Annotated in this window: 24 protein-coding genes and 2 riboswitches; of the genes, 18 read left to right on the forward strand and 6 right to left on the reverse strand. The window is 45.7% G+C overall.

Annotation, left to right across the window (positions count from 1 at the left end; genetic code table 11):
* The first annotated feature begins 10 nt into the window (after positions 1-10).
* Both H70737_RS02545 and H70737_RS02550 read left to right on the forward strand, forming a co-directional pair.
* On the forward strand, positions 11-313 hold the full coding sequence (locus H70737_RS02545) for a hypothetical protein (protein ID WP_042184527.1): 303 nt from the start codon (positions 11-13) through the stop codon (positions 311-313).
* 42 nt (positions 314-355) lie between these two features.
* Positions 356-949 (forward strand): xanthine phosphoribosyltransferase, encoded by a 594-nt coding sequence (locus H70737_RS02550; protein ID WP_042123794.1) that lies wholly within the window; start codon positions 356-358, stop codon positions 947-949.
* A gap of 100 nt (positions 950-1,049) precedes the next feature.
* Here the strand turns inward: H70737_RS02550 and H70737_RS02555 are convergent, their stop codons facing one another.
* The 3 genes from H70737_RS02555 to H70737_RS02565 form a co-directional block, all read right to left on the reverse strand.
* Positions 1,050-2,006, reverse strand: coding sequence for a diacylglycerol/lipid kinase family protein (locus H70737_RS02555; protein WP_042184529.1), 957 nt, complete (start codon positions 2,004-2,006; stop codon positions 1,050-1,052).
* Between the two features lie 111 nt (positions 2,007-2,117).
* A complete protein-coding gene (locus tag H70737_RS02560) occupies positions 2,118-2,456 on the reverse strand; it encodes a DUF4870 domain-containing protein (RefSeq protein ID WP_042184531.1) in 339 nt (112 codons plus the stop codon).
* 92 nt (positions 2,457-2,548) lie between these two features.
* Positions 2,549-3,565 (reverse strand): serine hydrolase domain-containing protein, encoded by a 1,017-nt coding sequence (locus H70737_RS02565; RefSeq protein WP_042184532.1) that lies wholly within the window; start codon positions 3,563-3,565, stop codon positions 2,549-2,551.
* Between the two features lie 470 nt (positions 3,566-4,035).
* Between H70737_RS02565 and H70737_RS02570 the strand changes: the two genes are divergently transcribed.
* From H70737_RS02570 to H70737_RS02630, 13 genes are all read left to right on the forward strand, one after another.
* A complete protein-coding gene (locus H70737_RS02570) occupies positions 4,036-4,224 on the forward strand; it encodes a hypothetical protein (protein ID WP_042123803.1) in 189 nt (62 codons plus the stop codon).
* Between the two features lie 398 nt (positions 4,225-4,622).
* Entirely contained in the window at positions 4,623-5,669 is a 1,047-nt protein-coding gene (gene coxB / locus H70737_RS02575; RefSeq protein ID WP_042123804.1) for a cytochrome c oxidase subunit II, read from the forward strand.
* 127 nt (positions 5,670-5,796) lie between these two features.
* The gene (gene ctaD, locus H70737_RS02580; RefSeq protein WP_042193223.1) at positions 5,797-7,644 is read left to right on the forward strand and encodes a cytochrome c oxidase subunit I; all 1,848 of its coding nucleotides are present in this window, start codon (positions 5,797-5,799) and stop codon (positions 7,642-7,644) included.
* Positions 7,641-8,267, forward strand: coding sequence for a cytochrome (ubi)quinol oxidase subunit III (locus H70737_RS02585; RefSeq protein WP_042184533.1), 627 nt, complete (start codon positions 7,641-7,643; stop codon positions 8,265-8,267). The genes ctaD and H70737_RS02585 overlap by 4 nt, the downstream gene beginning before the upstream one ends.
* Before the next feature lie 5 nt (positions 8,268-8,272).
* Positions 8,273-8,599 (forward strand): cytochrome C oxidase subunit IV family protein, encoded by a 327-nt coding sequence (locus H70737_RS02590; RefSeq protein WP_042184535.1) that lies wholly within the window; start codon positions 8,273-8,275, stop codon positions 8,597-8,599.
* An 82-nt stretch (positions 8,600-8,681) separates the two neighbouring features.
* Positions 8,682-9,602, forward strand: coding sequence for a cytochrome c oxidase assembly factor CtaG (gene ctaG, locus H70737_RS02595; RefSeq protein WP_042184537.1), 921 nt, complete (start codon positions 8,682-8,684; stop codon positions 9,600-9,602).
* A 26-nt stretch (positions 9,603-9,628) separates the two neighbouring features.
* Entirely contained in the window at positions 9,629-10,093 is a 465-nt protein-coding gene (locus H70737_RS02600) for a DUF420 domain-containing protein (protein WP_042123812.1), read from the forward strand.
* 904 nt (positions 10,094-10,997) lie between these two features.
* The gene (locus tag H70737_RS02605) at positions 10,998-11,726 is read left to right on the forward strand and encodes a hypothetical protein (RefSeq protein WP_042184538.1); all 729 of its coding nucleotides are present in this window, start codon (positions 10,998-11,000) and stop codon (positions 11,724-11,726) included.
* A 60-nt stretch (positions 11,727-11,786) separates the two neighbouring features.
* Positions 11,787-12,182 carry a GntR family transcriptional regulator gene (locus H70737_RS02610; RefSeq protein ID WP_042184543.1) on the forward strand — a complete coding sequence of 132 codons (396 nt, stop codon included), beginning with the start codon at positions 11,787-11,789 and terminating at the stop codon, positions 12,180-12,182.
* Positions 12,183-12,273: 91 nt separating this feature from the next.
* A complete protein-coding gene (locus tag H70737_RS02615) occupies positions 12,274-13,131 on the forward strand; it encodes an ATP-binding cassette domain-containing protein (RefSeq protein ID WP_427470683.1) in 858 nt (285 codons plus the stop codon).
* 4 nt (positions 13,132-13,135) lie between these two features.
* Entirely contained in the window at positions 13,136-14,038 is a 903-nt protein-coding gene (locus H70737_RS02620) for an ABC transporter ATP-binding protein (RefSeq protein ID WP_042184547.1), read from the forward strand.
* Positions 14,031-15,320, forward strand: coding sequence for an ABC transporter permease (locus H70737_RS02625; protein ID WP_042184549.1), 1,290 nt, complete (start codon positions 14,031-14,033; stop codon positions 15,318-15,320). The genes H70737_RS02620 and H70737_RS02625 overlap by 8 nt, the downstream gene beginning before the upstream one ends.
* A gap of 34 nt (positions 15,321-15,354) precedes the next feature.
* Entirely contained in the window at positions 15,355-15,546 is a 192-nt protein-coding gene (locus H70737_RS02630) for a hypothetical protein (RefSeq protein WP_042184550.1), read from the forward strand.
* A gap of 97 nt (positions 15,547-15,643) precedes the next feature.
* Here H70737_RS02630 and H70737_RS02635 read toward each other — a convergent pair whose 3' ends face one another.
* Genes H70737_RS02635 through H70737_RS02645 form a run of 3 tightly spaced genes read right to left on the reverse strand, consistent with a single transcriptional unit; the run spans position 15,644 to position 17,153 of the window.
* Complete coding sequence (locus tag H70737_RS02635; RefSeq protein ID WP_042184551.1) at positions 15,644-16,096, reverse strand: hypothetical protein; 453 nt, start codon at positions 16,094-16,096, stop codon at positions 15,644-15,646.
* A gap of 39 nt (positions 16,097-16,135) precedes the next feature.
* On the reverse strand, positions 16,136-16,645 hold the full coding sequence (locus H70737_RS29625) for a hypothetical protein (protein WP_052404137.1): 510 nt from the start codon (positions 16,643-16,645) through the stop codon (positions 16,136-16,138).
* Positions 16,646-16,661: 16 nt separating this feature from the next.
* Entirely contained in the window at positions 16,662-17,153 is a 492-nt protein-coding gene (locus tag H70737_RS02645) for a hypothetical protein (protein WP_156113046.1), read from the reverse strand.
* A 133-nt stretch (positions 17,154-17,286) separates the two neighbouring features.
* Positions 17,287-17,452, reverse strand: a riboswitch (cyclic di-AMP (ydaO/yuaA leader).
* 420 nt (positions 17,453-17,872) lie between these two features.
* A riboswitch (cyclic di-AMP (ydaO/yuaA leader) is annotated at positions 17,873-18,062 on the forward strand.
* 190 nt (positions 18,063-18,252) lie between these two features.
* Between H70737_RS02645 and H70737_RS02650 the strand changes: the two genes are divergently transcribed.
* The 3 genes from H70737_RS02650 to kdpA all read left to right on the forward strand — a co-directional run bounded on the left by H70737_RS02650 (position 18,253) and on the right by kdpA (position 20,562).
* Entirely contained in the window at positions 18,253-18,663 is a 411-nt protein-coding gene (locus tag H70737_RS02650) for a hypothetical protein (RefSeq protein WP_042184555.1), read from the forward strand.
* Between the two features lie 132 nt (positions 18,664-18,795).
* Positions 18,796-18,873, forward strand: coding sequence for a K(+)-transporting ATPase subunit F (kdpF, locus tag H70737_RS31625; protein WP_076101420.1), 78 nt, complete (start codon positions 18,796-18,798; stop codon positions 18,871-18,873).
* 12 nt (positions 18,874-18,885) lie between these two features.
* Positions 18,886-20,562 carry a potassium-transporting ATPase subunit KdpA gene (gene kdpA / locus H70737_RS02655; RefSeq protein WP_042184557.1) on the forward strand — a complete coding sequence of 559 codons (1,677 nt, stop codon included), beginning with the start codon at positions 18,886-18,888 and terminating at the stop codon, positions 20,560-20,562.
* The last annotated feature ends 6 nt before the right edge of the window (positions 20,563-20,568 follow it).

Genomic DNA, 20,568 nt, shown 5'->3' on the forward strand with positions numbered 1-20,568 from the left:
GGTGAAAAGCATGGAATGTATCGTACATTTTGAAGTGGTGCATGAGGATGGTCCTAAAAAATTGCGTGGACTGCTGTTTCTGGATAAAGGAGCAAGTCCCGGAGAAGCAGAGCTAGTTGAAATGTTCAAGGACATGAAATTTAACGTGAGACTGGAAGACCGCGAGAAATTGATCTTTAAACCGGTAAATCCGGGCGATTTCGTGGAGATCCGAATTACGGGTTATGATAATGGGCAAGAAAAGAGCAAGGATGACCATAATTTAAAATCTATCGTTGGAAATTTATTGCCACAAAAACCGACAGGTCTATAAAGTGGGGAGAAAGGATTCATTGATGGGAGAAGGAGGAGCACAATGGAGCTGTTGAGACAAAAGGTGTTAAAAGAAGGTATTGTACTCGGGCAAGGCGTGCTCAAGGTAGATTCTTTTCTGAATCATCAGATGGACCCCTTTCTAATGCGTGAGGTTGGCCGTGAGTTTACCCGCCGTTTTTCCGGCGAAGAGATTACGAAGGTACTGACGATTGAATCTTCGGGAATTGCTCCGGGGATTATGACGGCATTAGAGCTGGAGGTTCCGCTGATTTTTGCCCGTAAGCAGAAATCGTTGACGCTGACAGAGGATATTTATGTAGAAAAGGTTTACTCCTTCACGAAGAAAGAAACGAATGAAATTACCGTTTCCAAGAAGTTCATTGCTCCGGGTGAGCGAGTTCTGATTGTCGATGATTTCTTGGCGAATGGCGAAGCCGCCTTCGGACTTGCTCGTATTGTTGAGCAGGCAGGAGGAAGTGTGGTTGGGATTGGTATCGTGATCGAAAAAGCGTTCCAGCCAGGAAATCGGTTACTGCAGGAAGCTGGTTACCGGGTAGAATCACTCGTGCGAATCGCTTCACTGGAGGACGGAAGAATCTCTTTCGTGGAAGAAGAGGAAGGGCTACTTAGCTAAGACTCTTTGGTGTAGATTCGGATGAAGTTAACACAAAACAGCAAGAGACAGGTTTATAAGCCTGTCTCTTGCTGTTTTTTTTGTGATGCACGGGTATGGATTACCCGTTGCTACCGCATGCCGCTGCAGGATCGGCGTGGCGCTGCGCGCTAACCGCCGCCAGCGGCGAGAGCACCCGCAGCGCCCCTGACTCGCAGCGCACGGCAAGCGGCCCTTTGCCGAAGCTCTCGCCATCGCCGATCGCCGGCCGGGCCTCTGCGAAGTTGACGGCTACGCTACGTCCACGCAGCATCGACACGAAGGGCAACGCTACATGCTTGCCCTTCAGTACTGTTGGGAACAGCCGCAGCAGCTGCCCGCGGCTGCACCCGTGCACGACGCAGACGTCGAGCTGGCCGTCATCGGCCTTCGCCTGCGGGCAGATCAAGAGCCCGCCGCCGTAGCTGGGCAGGTTGCAGACCGAGACCAGCCATGCCTTCTCAAAGACGTGCTCCGTCCCGTCGCACGCAACACTCACCCGGCATGGCTTAAACGTCATCAGCGTATGCAATATGCCGATGATATAAGCCAGTTGGCCTGCGCCAATGGCATTGCACAGCCGTTTGTAACGGCTGGCATTCACATTCTCGGCCACCTGAGCATCAAAGCCGTTGGCAACGGCTGTTAAAGTCAGTCCGTTTGCGCCTGAGATCAGATCGGCTTCGATATACCGTTCGCTAAGTGCAGCTTCCAGCGCGGCTTCAGTCGAAAGCGGAATGCCGAAGCCGCGTGCGGAGTCGTTACCGGAGCCGGCAGGGATGATTGCCATAGGAATATCTTTGCCACGAAGGGCGCCCAAAATGCTGTGCAGCGTGCCATCGCCGCCGATTACAATCGCGGCTTTCCAGTCCTCACGGTGTTTAAGTGTATTTAGAACGAGAGCTTCTGTACCCTCTGCGCTATGCGTAAACAAGGTCATATATGGCAGCATCCGCTCTTTCATGAGCGCCTCTACAGTATGCCAGGTCCGCCCGCCTGCGCCCCCGCCGGAACGCGGGTTTATGATGAATAGATACATTTAAATTCCTCCAGCCTGTAGAATTCCGTTGATGCCCGTCTTTCCATTGTAAGGAGTGGATGGGCAAAAGGGAATACTTTTCAGCGATAAGAGGTGTTAGTTCAGCGGTGTTTATAGATGCCGAATCTGACTTTCTGCGATATCCCCAACCCAAGGGAGCTTATACCATCTGCTGCTTAAAGCTTGATAGATCATAAGCAGCCATATAGCAAAGCTGCAAAGAGAGAGGATTGCACTCAACAGGGAACCTAGAAAAGGGATAAATCCGGTTAGGACATGGAGAATCATCAGCACGCCGAACGTAAGCAGTGATTGCAACGCGTGGAACAGCACGAAGCGGTTGCGTTTCTCCAGAGCGAGAAAGAAAACACCGCCGATAAAAGGGAAAAAATAGCACAGCGCGCCCGCAATATTATCGGGCAATCCGGTGGATGATTTGAAAGGGGACAAAGGGCTCACTCTCCTTCTACTTGGAGAAGAAGGGGGTTAGTTCGCTACTCCTTCTTCCTTAAAAGCCTATGACTTGTCAGGAAAAAGTATGTTTAGCTCATTGTGGGTATAATATACTTTTCCAACAGCTTGCGGGGGTTCTTCCAATTGTTTGTCTTACTCTCTGCTGTAAAGACCACTACCGTATCTAACTTGGGTAGGAGAAGGATTTGCTGTCCGCCATGACCGTGGGCAAGCTTGTAGGGTTGGCCGCTCATCGTACCTACCCAGAACTGATATCCGTAATCTCCAAAAGCCGGGTATCCCGTAGTCTGTGCAGTTAGTGCTTCTTGCAGCCAATGCTTCGGAATGATCTGCTGTTTTGCAAATACGCCGTTATTAAGCAGACATATACCAAATTTAGCCATATCTCTTGAGTTTAAGTACAGACCAATATGTCCCATACTATGTCCTTCGGGACTCGGTAACCAAGCCGTGTGAGTCATTCGGAGAGGGCTAAATAAATGCTCAGCAGCATAGGTGAATGCATCAAGACCTGTGGATTCACTAAGGATCATCGAAATCAGATGGGTGTCGATACTACGGTATTGAAATTGACCGATATGTTCCGGAATTATGTTCATACTAAGAGCAAAGGAACCCCAGCGGCGACTACGATGGAGATTCCGGACGAAAGGCTCCCCCAGCTTCTTGCCCGTGATCCAGCTAAATCCGGAAGTCATGGTAAGCAGATGACGGAGAGTGATTTTTGATAAATGAGGGGAGTGCAGGTATGGAACATGCTTACGAAGTACCTTGGAAACCAAGACATCGATATCAGGGATATCTCCCCGATCGATAGCGATTCCGGTAATTGCGCTGATAAAGCTTTTAGTCGCAGATCGAAGATCATTTAATGCCCCGGCATGATGGTTGCCGTAATAACGTTCAAAGATGAGCTTGCCATGGCGAGCGATAAGCATACTATGCATCTTTGGATATTCTTTCTGAATAGCATAATCAGCTTGTTCAAGACCCTCACGGCGCGTTGCAGTTTCCTCGGGTAGCGCGGTAGTCATCGCGGGAACTACGTTATAAGATGAAGTCAGTAATGGTGTAGGTTGGCCCATAATGATCTCCTTTTCTTGCTGTGGTATGTGCTAGGTGTGGCCTGCTATAGAGCATATTGTATTTTAACCCGACACGAGCAATATGACTTACGAAGAACATTGTAAAAAAATAAAAATTTTCCAATTAGCACATTTTACAAGGAAAGGTGGAAGTTGGACCGGAATATGATACAATATAACGATAAGGCCCGAAAGGGGTGATTCAGTAAGTGGCTCTTCGGGTAATAAAAGTGTCAAGGAGCTTTCGTTCAACAGGCGTCCTTACTCTCAGCCCAAATCACGACGAACCTGCTTCACCGGCGAACCAGTATCTCAAGGCTTTGAAGCTTTGAATTTTACGTTTTGGCGGATAATGCAAGCCACGTATGTGTAATGGTTGCTTCACTTGCATTCGAGGTTACGGCGTACTTTTCATCATGCATTCTCTACAACGGAGCATTCATTTTCAATGTTTTGGGAGGGAACTGATCATGGCAAGTAAAGGTCATAACGAAGTCAAGGAAAGTTTACGGGAAATGACACGTATTTTCCGGCCCAAAGATCCCAAGAAATTCGTAAAGGAGTACGTCCGAAAATATCGGATTACCGGAGGCTATGAAGAAGAACTGACCATGGTCGTGGAGCATGAGCTGGTAAAGATGAATTCATCCGTCTCCTAGCTAACAGATACGAGTGTCACTTACTTTTGACATCATTTTGAGTAATAACATCCACGAGGATTCTTATAAACCGTGCCCGAGCAGCGTTTGTTGCAGGAATCGGTTTTTTTTGTATGTACATTTATGAATAAGAAATATTGTCTCTCATAAAATAGTCAAATGAATTAATAGACACATTTCACAATGAATGCGCTTTAACGATCATTTTTTATTTGATTGCGTTTTCAAAAAATGCGCATAAATGCAGGTGGGACAAGGAATTATTATGTCGAAAATTACAATGTGAACTAGTTGTGAACGATTGACAAAACTTTCCCTTAAACTTATATTAATAGTGATTGTTATAATTGACAGAAAAAAACAGGAACCTACGAAATCGGGAAAAGCGGGGTAGATCAATGATGAAAACGTGGCAGGCTGTAAAGCGACTCCTTCCCATGACCGCTATGTTTGGTCTCTTTCTTGCCGGGTGCGGCCGTGAGGACTTGTCAGTGCTCAGACCACAGGGGCCTCAGGCGGAAATGTCTTATGGATTAATGGAGCTGTCGATCAGTATTATGATCGTCGTGTTGCTGATTGTCTTTACGATTGCAGCTTATGTACTGATCCGTTTCCGTCGAAAGCCGGGTCAGAATGAAATCCCTGAGCAGGTTGAGGGTAGCATCAAGCTTGAGATTCTCTGGACGGTCATTCCGCTTATCCTCGTAGTGGTACTGGCAGTTCCAACGGTGAAAGCAGTGTTCGCCGCAGGAGATGATCATGCCAATGACAAGGATGCGATTAAGGTTAAAGTAACCGGCCACCAATATTGGTGGGAGTTTGAGTATACCGATTACAAGGTGACTACAGCGCAGGATCTGATTATTCCAGTGGGCAAAGATATTGCTTTTGAACTGGAGACTAAAGATGTGCTGCACTCCTTCTGGGTCCCTTCCCTTTCCGGTAAAATCGACACCAACCCAGCCGGGACGATTAACCGCTTCAGCTTCAGTGCACCTAATGAAGGCGTTTACCGTGGCAAATGTGCGGAACTATGCGGGCCGTCTCATGGATTCATGGAATTTAAGGTGAAATCGGTTAGTGAACAAGATTTTCAGAAGTGGATAGATTCGATGAAAGCACCCGTAGCTGTGCTGCCAGAGGATCCTGCTTTAGCTGAGAAGTTCAAAGCGGCGTGTCTGACTTGCCACGCTGTAGGTGATCAAGGGATTAATAATGCGCCGAACTTGACCGGAATTGGTTCGCGGGAGTCGATTGCAGGGATCCTGCTCAACGACGACACGAGGGAGGATGGTGCACCAATTGAGGAGAATCTCAAAACATGGCTGCATGATCCACAATCCGTAAAACCGGGCAATCTGATGCCTAACCCCAAAGATCTAGGCCTAAGTGATGCGGAGATTGATGGCATTGCTGAGTATCTGGCCAACTATAAGCTGGACTAATGCCTTAGCCTAAAGGCGGGCGGAACTTTCGAAAAAGGGGGTACGAACTTTGGCTCAAGCAGCGCATACCTTGAATTCATCCAAGCCTCTGGGGCATGGCCACAATGTGAAGCGCCATACAGGACTTATGGATTGGCTAACAACCGTCGATCATAAAAAAATCGCAATTTTGTACCTATGGGCCGGAGGATTATTTTTTGGTATCGGCGGAATTGAAGCACTTCTGATTCGCTGGCAACTCATCAAACCAATGAATAATTTTTTGGATGCCCAAACGTTTAATGAACTTATTACCATGCATGGTACGACGATGATATTCCTCGGCGTCATGCCAATCATCTTCGCCTTAATGAATGCCGTCATACCGCTACAAATCGGTGCACGTGACGTAGCCTTTCCTTTTCTAAATGCACTTGGCTTCTGGACCTTCCTGTTCGGCGGAATTCTACTGAATCTCAGCTGGATAATGGGTGGCGCTCCTGATGCCGGATGGACCTCCTACACCCCACTATCTACGAGTACATACAGCACTACACACGGTGTAGACTTTTATACGATTGGTCTTCAAATTGCCGGATTAGGTACCCTCATCGGGGGGATTAACTTTCTAGCCACGATCATTACGATGCGCGCGCCGGGAATGACCTACATGCGGATGCCGATGTTTGCTTGGACTACATTTATTACTTCCGCAATTATTCTGTTTGCATTTCCAGCAGTTACAGTAGGTTTAGTACTGCTGACATTCGACCGGATACTTGGAGCCAATTTCTTCGAGGTTGGGGCTGGGGGTAATCCGGTGCTCTGGCAACATATCTTCTGGATATTTGGTCATCCAGAAGTATATATCCTCATTCTGCCTGCCTTCGGAATTATATCGGAGGTTATCCCGACTTTTTCACGGAAGCGATTGTTCGGGTATAGCTCAATGGTGTTCGCTACCATCCTGATTGCCTTCCTGGGCTTCATGGTTTGGGCTCACCATATGTTCACTACCGGACTTGGGCCGGTAGCTAATGCGTTGTTCTCTGTATCGACGATGTTGATTGCGGTTCCGACAGGAATCAAGATTTTTAACTGGTTGTTCACGATGTGGGGCGGGCAAGTACGTTTCACGACACCAAACCTGTTCGCGGCAGGATTCATTCCTACCTTTACGATGGGTGGCGTCACTGGCGTCATGCTGGCTTCTGCGCCTGCTGACTTTCAGTTCCATGATACGTATTTTGTTGTAGCACATTTTCACTACGTTATTGTGGGCGGCTTGGTGCTTGGCCTGTTTGCAGGTCTGCATTACTGGTGGCCGAAGATGTTTGGTCGGATGCTAAGTGAGAAGCTGGGCAAATGGACCTTCTGGACGTTTATCATCGGATTCCATCTGACATTCTTTGTACAGCATTTCCTTGGACTCATGGGGATGCAACGTCGGGTATTCACGTATTTGCCGAATCAGCAATTCGATTTGCTGAATTTAGTCAGTACAATCGGTGCTGGATTGATGAGTGTGGGCATGATTATATTCTTGGTTAACATCTATCTAACTTCAAGAAGACCGGCGGATGCAGCTAATGATCCTTGGGAGGATGGACGTACACTAGAATGGACGATTCCTTCACCACCACCAGAATATAACTTCAAGCAAACCCCACTTATCCGTGGTATTGATGCATTCTGGAAAGAAAAGATGGCAGGAAATAAAGGCATGACTCCGGCAGAACCGGTCGGCTCGATCCATATGCCGTCTGCAACTATATTGCCGTTTACTATGTCTGTTGGAATTTTCATCGCTGGACTTGGCTTCATGTTCAGTCGGGATGACTTCGGCAACGCCTTTATGAGCTTTATGTTTAATAATTATATCGTTACAGCCATCGGTCTTATCATCACGTTTGGATCTATGCTGTTGCGTTCGCTGTATGATGATCATGGATGGCATATTGAACCTGAAGAGCTGGAAGGAAGTGAGCGGACATGACAACGGCACATGCAGAAGCTTCTAAGGAAGAATTTCCTCACGAGCCGGAAAAAGCTACGCTCGAAGGACGAAACAAGGTTCTTGCCTTTTGGTTGTTTCTAGGTGGGGAAGCGGTATTGTTCGGTACGTTGTTCGCTACGTTCCTCGCATTGCGTAATCAGACGAATGAGGGGCCATCGGCGAATGAATTGTTTCACTTGCCGCTTGTAGCTGCTGCAACATTCATTCTTTTGGTAAGCAGTCTGACGAGTGTATTCGCTATCCAAGCGATGCATAGGAACCGTCCGGCTGTGCTTCGTAACTGGCTTTTGGTAACTGTAGCCTTAGGGCTTGGCTTCCTGATTCTGGAGATCTATGAGTTTACTCAATATGTGAGACACGAAGACTTCGGAATGACTACAAGTGCATTTAGTTCGGCATTCTATACATTAGTAGGATTCCACGGTGCGCACGTAGCTTTCGGGATTGCATGGATCGCCATCCTGATTGGGCAACTCATGCGTAAAGGATTAACCGTAGTTACTGCACCAAAAGTGTATGTGTCAGCCATGTACTGGCATTTTATTGATGTGGTATGGGTCTTCATCTTTACGGTTGTATACCTACTTGGAAAGGTGGGCTAGACACTATGACGACAGATCAGCATGTGCCAGAGAATGACGGGTATAAGCATCGTCATCGGCATGAAGGGCCACAGAGGCATATTGTTGTCTTTATACTGTCCATTGTCTTGACCTTAATTGCTTTCGCCGCTGTTGCGGCTGGAGGGGTGAATGCCACCTTTGCGGTTATTCTACTCCTGGTGATGGCAGTCATTCAGGTCATTGTGCAGATGGGCTTCTGGATGCACCTGAAAGATAAAGGACATCTAATACCGATTATCTTCATGCTGGGTGGTTTTTTTACCGCCGGTACCTGTATTATTATGTCGCTGTATTGGGTTTGGTGGAATTAACGGACTATAAAGAAAGAGGCGGGCTGAGATGCCCCCTCTTTTTGGTGTTTAACTAGATCCTGCGCTAGGAGGGGTTAGGGTTATGCTCGGATTACAATATTTTAGCTTTGCAGAACTATGGAGCCCGCTTTTTCTGGCGGTCATGCTGCTGCTGACGGCGGGTTATTTCGTTTGGATTGGTCCGATTGATGGACTTCATGCCGATTCAGTTCCGGTTCCATTCTGGCGAAGAGCACTATTTGTGTGCGGAATGCTTGCGCTTTATCTTGCACAAGGCGGTCCTGTTAGTCTATTAGGACATATGATGTTTTCCTTCCACATGGTTAGTATGGCCTTGTCATACCTAGTGGCGGTGCCGCTGATTATGCTGGGGATTCCAGATTTTATCTGGCGCAGCATATTGAGAGTAAATCCATTTCGCCGGTTGTCTTTTTTAGCTCGACCGGTGGTAGCTGCTCTACTGTTTAATGGACTATTTTCCTTGTACCATATTCCTGTTATCCATGATTATGTGATGCTGCATTTTACCGTTCACCGAATCTACTATATTGTTTTATTCCTAACAGCTGCCTTAATGTGGTGGACATTGATCAATCCGTTACCGGAGCGTCGAATGGCGAGTGGACTGGGCAAGATTGGGTTTATTTTTCTAAACATGGTATTGCTGACACCAGCTTGCGGACTGATTATTTTTGCAGATCAACCGCTCTATGCTACTTACAGTGATCCGGAGACTTGGGCACTTGCCATGGGCTATTGTATATCGGGTGATCCTTCTGCCTTACTTCAGAATTTTGGGGGTCCTGCGTTCTTTTCATTGTTGTCACCAAAAGTGGATCAGCAGGTGGGAGGTATCGCGATGAAGTTCATTCAGGAATTTATTTTTGCCTCTATGCTTGCTTATGTGTTCTATCATTGGTATAAAAAAGAGAACGGACAAGAGGGCGATGAATTATCGACGCCTTCCTCAGCACTCGAGGAGAGCACCTTGACCCGTGCATAACTGGTAGACTGCCAAGGAGGAGAATCATGGATATTTTTACGGTGTTTCCAACTATTAGCACATCGTTCATCGTGCTTAGTGCGGTGCTCGTAGCTATTGGCTGGTGGCTCATCATTAAGGGCAAACGCGAGGCGCACAAGAAGACGATGATTGCTGCCGCAATCGCCGCGCTCCTGTTTTTTATTGTTTACGTATCTAGAACGTTGTTTGTGGGAAACACCTCATGGGGTGGTCCTGATGAACTTCAGACGATTTATCAAGTGTTTCTGATCTTCCATATCGTGCTGGCAACGGTAGCTGCGGTATTCGGACTTACTACGTTAACTCTTGGATTTAAGGCGAAGTACTCCAAGCACCGTAAGTGGGGCAGAGTAACATCTATAATCTGGTTCATTACTGCGATTACTGGCGTTATGGTGTATGTGCTGCTTTATGTTCTGTATCCAGGTGGACACACCAAGCCAGTGTGGGAAGTTATTTTGGGCGCGTAAGATAGTTGCGTGAAAAGAGCTTGTGATTGGCATGTGAAAAGAGCATGTGAATATGCGTGCGAATCGTACGTGAATTTGTGTGAATAGTAATGAAATAAGCCTATGCATCTGCTCGTTCCTAAATAGGGATGATGGATAACGGGCTTATTTTAGTTTATGGAGTTGGGGGAGTGCTGAAGTTGTAAAATTGAACTGTGAAATCACTTGTGATATGAACAGTGGCGTGATGTGAAGCATTCTATTTACTTATTTTTAGGGAAAACCTCCCTGAAAGAGATAAGTTTTGAGCTCGAAAAACGATAATTAGGGAATTTCTCCCTGTATTTTAACCGTTTAAGCTCTAAAACGTAGAAATGGCTGAATTTATAGGGAGGAATTCCCTAAAAACGTTGATTTCAGGCTAAATCCAAGTAATTAGAGGGAGATTTTCCCTAATTGTTAATTCTACTAGCAGTTACACCCACCGAGTGATTCACATCCACTCAGTGGTAGCGCACGCCGAGGAGTCGCATCCATTAGTGGTCACACCCACAGAGGAGTCGCTCCCGCCCTTCAATCACCCCACCGAGCCGCAACAACTGGCCCTACACCTACAACCCATTGGCGAAGCAACAATGAGGCTGTCCTCACTCCGCGTCCTTCGCTCATATTCAACCTCTCCATAAGTTATGTTTAATCCTCTGATTAGTTAATCCTGATAATGATCAGTTTCCCATACGTGCAAAGCCTTCTCCAAAGGGGGGAGCGCATACCTCCTAATCAACTTGAATGTTTTCCATTTACAGGATTGACAATGGTAAATTAAGGACATATACTGTGTATATAGATATATACAGTAAGCACAGGGATATGAACACCTGCTTCTGCTAGACGCTGAAGACATTGTAAAGCGAGGTTAGTTTTAATGAGAACATTAAAAGATTCATGGTTTATGTTGCGCTCTGATTTTCGCGGAGACAAATTAAAGATATTAGGGACCCTCGTAATAACAGTTATTTTTATGTGTTATCTTGGTGGAATGACTAGCCTGGTAGCAAATGACGTACTAGGTGAGCAGGATCGGACGATGATAACGGATTTCTTATTTCTTTCCTTTATACCCTTATTGGGATTAACATTCTCTCGCCGTTCCATGAAATATTGGAGTGAAGACTCTTACACAAAAATGTTGGTTTACTTAAGAACCTTACCAATTCCAGCTGCAGTAATATTATCGCGGAGAAAACTTCAGGGAGTTTGCTCCTTTATTCTAAATGGTACGTTATTCTTCGGTATTGTTTACTTGTTAGGGGAAAATTTCCGGACAGAGCTGGCGGTTCCCTCGTATATAGCTTTTGCCATTACATGGCTCGGCTTCGGATTCATGGTCTCAGGTCTATATATTTTTATTGAGTATCTTTTTAGCGGCAAAGCTTATCTATGGCTAACATTGCTTATCGTAGTGTTATCGTGGGGAATATCATTCCTAGTTACACTTGGGGGAGGTAATTTGTTTTTATACAGTATCTCCTATTCCAAGGAGTGGGGGCTGTTATCTCCGATCATGTGGGGATCACTTCTGCTGGGGACAATATCTGTGCAGTTATTCTCTAAATGGACTATACATCGACTGAAGAGTCGCAATCTCGTATAAAAAATCGGAATGGCAAGGACTGCGCTCTAGCACGCTAGAGTGGAAGGCGAGGTGTAAATAATGTGGATACCGGTACAAATCAACGAAAATAGTGCAGAGCCCCTCTATCATCAGATAGAGACTCAGCTTAGATCATTAATCATTAGCGGAGTCATTACAGAAGGTACGCTACTGCCCTCGATTCGTGAGTTTGCAGGAGATCTGAAATGCAGTGTAATTACAGTGCGGCGCGTATATCAGGATCTGGAGAACGAAGGTTTGCTGCGAACGAGACAAGGAACAGGTACCTTTGTATCCCACATAGGCGACGGAGCAATGGAAGAATACAAACGAGACACGGTAGGCAAAGCACTTGAAAGTGCTGTGGATATCGGCCGATCGGTACATTGCAGCAAGGATGAACTTGAGCAGATTTTTATGGAGATTGTAGAACGCAAGTATAGAGCAAAGGAATGAAAGGGGGGCGCATATTCATATGGTACAGATGGCTATAGAATTGCGGAATGTACTTAAACAGCGGCGAAACAAGACGATAGGACCGCTGACCATGAATCTGCCAAGAGGATATATTACAGCCCTGGTAGGTCAGAATGGATCTGGCAAAAGCACGCTACTGAATCTACTGATGCAGCTGACCAATCCAGAGGAAGGCGAGATATATTGGTTTGAGAACAGGTATGATAGCGGGTTGCCTCTGGAGCTGCGGCAGACCATTGCCTATGTTCCTGAGACGTCGATTACTGAGGAGAACCACTGGAATGCAGAAGAGGCCGCTCAATTTCGACAGCATTGGTATCCGAACTGGGATGAGTCGTATTTTCAGGATCTAATGGATCGCTTTGAGGTTCCATATCATATGAGGCTTTCTAAGATGTCTAAGGGTGAGCGTCGGAAATTCGAAATTGCCGCAGCACTTGCGTCACGCCCAAGTCTGCTGCTACTGGATGAACCTTCATCAGGTCTTGATCCCTTTGCCTGGAAGATTATGATCGAGACGCTGCTTAAATATATGGATGAGAACAACGCTACGATCATCATCTCTACACACATTGTGGAAGAGGTGCGGCGGTTGGCAGATTATATCATGCTTATGCATAGAGGTGAACTGCTGGGTATGGCCGAGAAAGACAGTTTATTCGGTACTTGGACCGAGGTATGGGTACAGGTTGCAGGTGAAGAGGAGCTTGCTGAGTTATCAGCGGAATTACCGGGAGGTATAAACTTTACCATGGATACACCGGGTGTAGCTTCTTTTATCATAGAACAATTTTCTAAGAACGAGAAACGCATTCAGGACTTGGGCGTAAAGGTTATCAAGAGTCGCAGTTTAGAATTGGACGAAATATTGGGTTTATGGACACAGGGACACCGTCCTATCCTGATTGATCACAAGAGAGGGGACTAGAGAAATGGAAGCCTTAAAGCTGGAAAGTGTAATGAAGCAATATGGAGAAAAAACCGCTGTAAACGGAATTAACCTAACGGTAGGCAAGGGGGAAATTTACGGATTACTGGGGGCAAATGGTGCAGGGAAAACAACCACAATGCGCATGGTGCTTGGCCTAATTTACCCTGATGGCGGGAATATTTTGTATAATGGAAAGTCGTATAACAGCGAACTTCAGCAAATCATGGGCTATCTGCCCGAAGAAAGAGGATTATATCCAAAGGTAAAGGTAAGCGATCAAATCGTCTACTTGGCACGTCTGCGCGGGATGTCGGCTAGTGATGCAGATAAGAGCCTTCGCTACTGGCTCGATCGGTTTGAGGTTCCGGATTACTACAATAAGAAGATTGAAGAGCTCTCCAAAGGGAATCAGCAGAAAATGGGCTTTATCGCCGCAGTCGTTCATAAGCCGCAAATTCTCATCCTTGATGAAGCCTTCAGTGGCTTGGACCCTGTTAACGTGGAACTACTGAAAGATACGGTAAAAGAATTGCGTGATCAAGGAACGAGTATCTTATTCTCTACTCACCGGATGGAGCATGTTGAAGAGCTTTGCCGTAATATTACGATTTTGGATCGTTCCAATACTGTCGTGCAGGGCGATATTCGTACGATTAAGAGTGGATATCCTCGTGAACAAGTATTGTTGCGTACGGATAACGAAGTGACCGGTCTAGAATCAATTGCAGGTGTAACAGCAGTACAGCGACAGGAGCGAGGTTATCTGTTGTCAATCAGTGAGATCGGCGCAGCACAACGTATCCTACAGCAGGCGATGGCGCAGGGTGAAGTGGAGCATTTTGAAATTAAGGAACCAACGTTAAATCAAATCTTTATCAGAGCGGTGGGTGAATCTCATGAATAAGATGGGGACAATTATTGGCTTTACCTTTAAAAATAAAGTAAGAACGAAATCATTCATGATTACTACGTTAATTCTAGTGTTGCTGCTCAGCATTGGGATGAATCTTCCGTACATCATCGATCAGTTTAAGGGAGATTCTACAACAAACGCAGAGACTCAAATTGCTGTGATCGCGGAAGATGGAAATCAGGCTGCAGAGTTGTTGAAGGCTTATACTTCACCTGAAGGAATGCCGCAGGCAAAAGTTGTGCAATATACTTCTGCCGACGATGCGGAGCTAAAGAAAGCTTTAGATGAAGGGACTGTAGAAGGGTATGTTACTTTTGCAGAACCGACTGGTGAAGGACTTCCACCCGTTACTTATCATAGTGAGAATGGTGAATTGAAGGGCGATGTACAAATCTATCTCCAAAATGCCCTTCAGCAGGTAAACACCCAGTTCGTCGTTGGCGACAAGCTGACGCAGGAGCAGATTGCTGCTATGTCAACACCGGTACAGATAGCTACTCAGCAGCTCAACCCTGATGGGACTGCGGGAGATAAGGATGCGTCGCAGGAATCCGCTCCACCTATTAATTACGTCATTGTATACGCCATGCTTATGCTGTTCTTCATGTCTATCATGATGACCGGTAATATGATCGCAGCTGAGATTACTTCAGAGAAGAGCTCACGGATCATGGAGATTCTGATTACAAGTGCCTCACCTTTAGCGCAAATGTTCGGTAAAGTTATCGGTGTCTTCTTAGTAGGGTTATTACAAATTGGCGTCATTATTGCAGCGGTAGTTGTCAATCTCAAGCTTCCGCATAATGCAACGATCTTGAAAGATTTAGACCTGGATTTAGGTCAGCTTAATATTAACTTGTTGCTTTATGGGATTGTTCTTTATGTACTAGGTTATTTCCTCTATGCCTTGATGTATGCAGCTGTAGGTTCGATTGTCAGCCGTACAGAGGATCTTGGCCAAGCGGTTATGCCGATTATGATGTTAGGCTTCGTAGCATTCTATGTTCCACTATTCAGTATCTCTAATGCGGATACTCTGCTGGTTAAGGTAGCGAGTTATGTACCGTTCACCTCTCCATTGACCATGCTGCTCCGGATTGGTGTTGGTGAAGTAGCGATCTGGCAAGTTATTGTATCATTAGCCATCCTGCTTGTTACCACATTCATCTTTGGATGGTTGGCTGCCAAGATCTATCGCACAGGCGTATTGATGTACGGCAAACGTCCAAGTATTAAAGAGATCAGAAAAGCGATGAAGGCTTACAAGATCTAAGTGGCTTCTTATAAACTTTTAAGGAGTGGTAATCATGACTAAAAGTGAACAATACAATATGATGCTTTTAATGAGTTCGGTATCTCTGGCTACGGTTAGTAGAATGCTCTCGACCAATGGGTCCACTTTAATGGATTTCACTCAGGGTGTATTGACTGGGATTGCCATGGTGGGGATGATTGCGGGATTGTGGATGTACGGAAAGGCTCGTAAGAGTAAAGCGTAATAGTAGGGAAATAGGGAAAGGAAGCCGCGGCAGATGCCGTGGCTTTTTTATTTTTGTGTATGTATCGTAAAAGTTATTTGGAAGATAGTTGAGGGAGTTAGACAACGGATAGATTACCACTAGGCAGCAAATCCTCTTGAGCAGTCAGTTGCTCCCGCACACGCCTAAGCTGTGCTTTTAGGACAGGAACACTCTTTTGCAGAATGATGCTTATTTGAGGTAAAGATAGCTTTAGGCCATACCACATCGTTTTTATAAGCTGTTCCTCCCAAGGCAATGTCTTGGCAGACAGAAGAGACCGGCGTGCGTAATAATCGGCGCATTGTCGGATACAAGAGCGGTAAGCCTCGATAGAGAATAGCTGGCTGTCGAAGCTTTTTTGACGGAATATTTTATGAAGCTCTTTAAAAGTACGGATAGTAACCTTCTCGGCTTCTACTGATTGTTGTAACAACATGGAACTGAGCGTATAGATATCATTCGTACACTTTTGAACACACTCTGCAAATATAGTTCTACGGGGTGATTCGGAAGGTAAGGGGTCAGGCATGATAAACACGATCCTTTCAGAATGGGTTATGGGATGAACTTATAATAAAGAAAAGTAAGAAATGGATTTGTTGATAAGCTCGGCGGTATCAGGTTCTGGATAACTATGTTTTTGAAGCGCTACACTGGATGGTTTATAATATAGCCGCCCTCCTTTGGAATCTCTCCCACCAGCGACAGCTCTGTACAGACGACCTTGCTCAATGTGCCCTGCCAAGGATTTACCCTGCAGCTTGGCTTTTAAATCCTGTAAAGCACCTTGCACTAGCTCAAACTGAGTCTGATCCCACTCTGAACCATGGGTACGTACTTTATCTATCGCTTCCTCTAGCCGGCAATGGTATATCATTCTGAGAAAAGAACTCCATTTAATAAGGTCGAAGGTTTTGGTATTGGCAGAGATAAGACATGCCCCCCAGCTACTACCTCCTTTACAGGTAAGTTTCAGGATGCCATAACGGCTGTCTTGATCAGCCTCCATTCCATAGTGAATAGGCTCTGGTGAATCAAAGACGAATACTTCTATGCGAGATAGTCTTCGCTGGTCCATGACAGGTTTCTCCTCCTTAGGTTTCCAAAAGCTTAAGATTTACATGGTGAATGACGTTAGCCTTCTCTATACAGGCGAGCATTTCAGCTTCATTCTCACAGACTGCGGCATGCTCCAGCCATAGTCGGAATTTCTGTTTGCGTATAACGGATAAATGTAAGGGAAAGGTGTTGCGGGATCTCATTACGTACCAACCGACTGCAACTTCTTTCCACGGTTCCTTAAAAGCGGTGAGCCACGGAAAACGTTGGTGTGCTGACCAATCCTGCAGCTGTTGCTTTTCTCGGATATTTTTATATATTTCGTATATAATTGTTCGGTCCATACAGTATTCACAGGTAGATGGGCTGCTGAAATGGCGAAGTGATTCAATCTGCTTCTGACCAAAAGCATAGCCGACAATAGTTCTGTGATGATCCTCTTCGAACCACAACGCTCCAAAGCAAACATAATTTAGACTTATCGGCTCAAGTAGCCCTTGCTGAGTTCCCCAATAATAGTGTTTCATTCCTTTCACCCCGTCCAGCATGCTATCACCCTATAGATTCAGGTAACGCAAAAACCGCAGCAAGAGGAGGACCTCTGCTGCGGTTTTGGAATACAGGTATACACACACCTGTGCCAAAGCGTGGCGGATCAAGGGTCTCTCTCTTTACGCTTACGAGGTTAGCTGTCGGATTCGGACGGTGAGAGTCGCCCTACCTATGTGAGACTTGAACAGTCTCCTTCGGATTCACCCCAAGTAGGCCATGTGGCCTGATGGTTCCCCCGTTCCCTGCAAATGCAGGAACTCAGCGTTGAATGTATTTCGTGAAATAGATTCAACCCGAATCATACTCTTTTCAAGGTGTTTCTGTAAAAACAGAAAGTGTTCTTTTGAGCGCAATTTAAACCAAATCCTGCCTACTACGACGAAAAAGGGAACCAAATAGGTATTTATTGCGAGTTATCGGGCTTCTTCCTCGCTTAATCTCGCTTTCTTGTTTCCTTTCTTATATAGGCGATTTTTGGTGATTTCACTAATCGTGGTGAATAAAATCACATGGTATGACCGTTTTTCGCTAATGGATTGAAACTCGAGTAAACAAGAGATATAGAGAGATTGGATATCAAGTAAGCGCTATCCAATGCGAAAATAGTTTTTAATTTGCATTATTTTGGCATCAATCAGGTTTTACAATACTTCCTGCATAAGGGTATGATTACTCCTGTTTCAACAACAATCGAATATTTGATCCGCTTAATTTCCGATAAGGAAAGCGGGGGAACCAACAATCGGCAGACGATGTGAGAGTCGGAAGCCGGTTATGGGGTGAATCCTGTAGAAGATGCCAGTGAGCTCGCATCTATACAGGTAGGGCGACTCTCACCGCCCGAATCCGACAGCTAACCTCGTAAGCGTATGGAGAGAGGATGAGTGCAATGTGACCGCTAGCGAGCCACAGAGGAGAATCCTTTGTGGCTTTTTGCTGTGCTTTTTTAAGCAAAGCATTTATGGAAAACCTCACGAAGAGGTCGTTATATTCATCATTAGCGGTAGCTTTTCTTTCAAGATCAGGGTGATCAAGCTCTGATCTTACAAGCAAAGCATTTGAGGAGAATAAGAGATGACAGATCAGAATGAATATGTACTGGTATGTGCGCCAACGAAGGCAGGCGAACATTTTATTAAGCTTCTAAAATTCAGAGGCATTAAGATGGCCGGATTGACCAACAACTTGCCTGAGAAGGCCCTACTCGAAGAGATGGGGATTGAACAAGTCGTTCTAGTTGATACCCGCCATCAGAATACTTGGTTTCGCCCGCCGTTTCCGGTAGGCCGGGTATATCTGTTCGAGAGCAGCTTTACGTTATGCTGCCGTTACATTCAGATGTGCCGTACCTGGACGACACAGCCGATTTTTGTAATTACAAGCTCAATAAATCCTAGATTGGTCTATAAAAGACTTGGCGCGAGTTATGTAATCTATTCCCACAGCGGTGATGCTGATTTTCTGGTAGATAGATCACCTCATTAAGGATAAAAGAAGGAGTGCGGAAGATATGATGGATCTGTATATGGTGGCTTCGTTAGCTGTAATTTACGGGTTATTTTATGGATTTATGCGCTGGTGTGCAGGTGTAGTTGAGGATACGGGGAGGGATAAGCTGTGATTCTAGTAATCGCTGTTACCCTACTGCTGTTTATATATCTGGTTTATGCATTGATTCATCCGGAGAAATTTTAAGGAGGGGCATTCATGGGCATTTTGCAAATTGTTGCTGTAATCGTAATTCTCATCTTGCTGGTTAAGCCGATGGGCACGTATTTATATTATGTGTTTTCTAATGAACCGAACCGTACGGATCGATGGTTTGGAGGTATGGAAAAAGGAATTTTTAAGCTGATCGGCCTGAAAAAACGGGACGGTATGTCCTGGAAGAAGTATGCGCTCAGCTTTGTTTTAACGAATATCGTACTGGTTACTTTCAGCTATATCTTTCTTCGATTGCAGCGGGGTTTACCGCTAAATCCGAATGGAATTGCGGATATGGAACAGACGCTTTCGTTCAATACGGTGATTAGTTTTATGACTAATACAAACCTGCAGCATTACAGCGGGGAGACGGGACTTTCGTATTTTTCACAAATGGCTGTCATCACGATGATGATGTTCACGTCTGCAGCGAGCGGATTTTCTGTTGCGGTTGCCTTTGTCAGAGGGATCACAGGACGGAAATCAGTCGGGAACTTCTTCGAGGATTTCGTTAAAGCACATATTCGTGTATTCATTCCTCTAGCTCTGCTGGTTTCATTGGTACTGGTAGGACTACATGTGCCGCAAACACTCAAGCCATCGCTTGAAGTCACTACACTAGAGGGGCAAACGCAACAAATTGCTATCGGTCCAGTAGCTTCTCTGGAATCGATCAAGCATTTGGGCACCAATGGTGGCGGCTTCTTCGGAGCCAATTCATCGCATCCTTTTGAGAACCCTAATCCACTTACGAACGTGCTAGAGATTCTCTCTATGTGGATGCTGCCAGCTTCGCTCCCTTATATGTACGGATTGTTTGCCAAGAACAAACGTCAGGGCTGGGTAATTTTTACCGCAATGATGACCTTGTTTGTTCTGCTATTAAGCCTAAACTTCTATGCTGAATCGAAAGGCAATCCGGCGATCAATGCACTAGGAATAGAATCTTCACAAGGTAGTATGGAAGGTAAAGAGGTGCGCTTCGGCATACCGCAGTCTTCCTTGTTTACTTCAGTAACAACCGCAGCTACGACAGGTAGTGTTAACAATATGCATGATACGCTGACGCCGCTGGGAGGCATTACGCCTCTTGCACTGATGATGCTCAACAATGTCTTCGGTGGTAAAGGTGTCGGACTGATCAATATGCTGATGTATGCGATTCTGGGTGTCTTCCTGTGCGGTCTCATGGTCGGCAGGACACCGGAGTTCCTCGGACGGAAAATAGAGGCCAAGGAGATGAAGCTGATTGCCATAGCGATCCTTGTGCATCCGTTCATTATCCTTGTGCCAACCGCAGCTGCGTTCCTGACCGATTTGGGGCAAGGGGCGATTACGAACACTGGATTCCATGGACTCAGCCAAGTGTTATATGAATATGTCTCTTCTGCCGCGAACAATGGTTCAGGATTTGAAGGGCTTGCAGACAATACAACTTTTTGGAATGTCACAACCGGGATTGTCATGCTGCTAGGTCGTTATGTCTCTATCATTGCAATGCTGGCGGTAGCAGGTTCTCTGCTTAAGAAGAAGCCGGTTCCTGAGACGATTGGCACGTTCCGCACAGACAATGGACTGTTTACGGGAATTCTGATTGGTACAGTAGTGATTATCGGTGCGTTGACGTTCCTGCCGGTCATTGTACTCGGCCCCATTGCAGAATATCTAACCTTACGGTAGGAAGAG

Source organism: Paenibacillus sp. FSL H7-0737 (assembly GCF_000758545.1).
Classification (GTDB): Bacteria; Bacillota; Bacilli; order Paenibacillales; family Paenibacillaceae; genus Paenibacillus_AQ.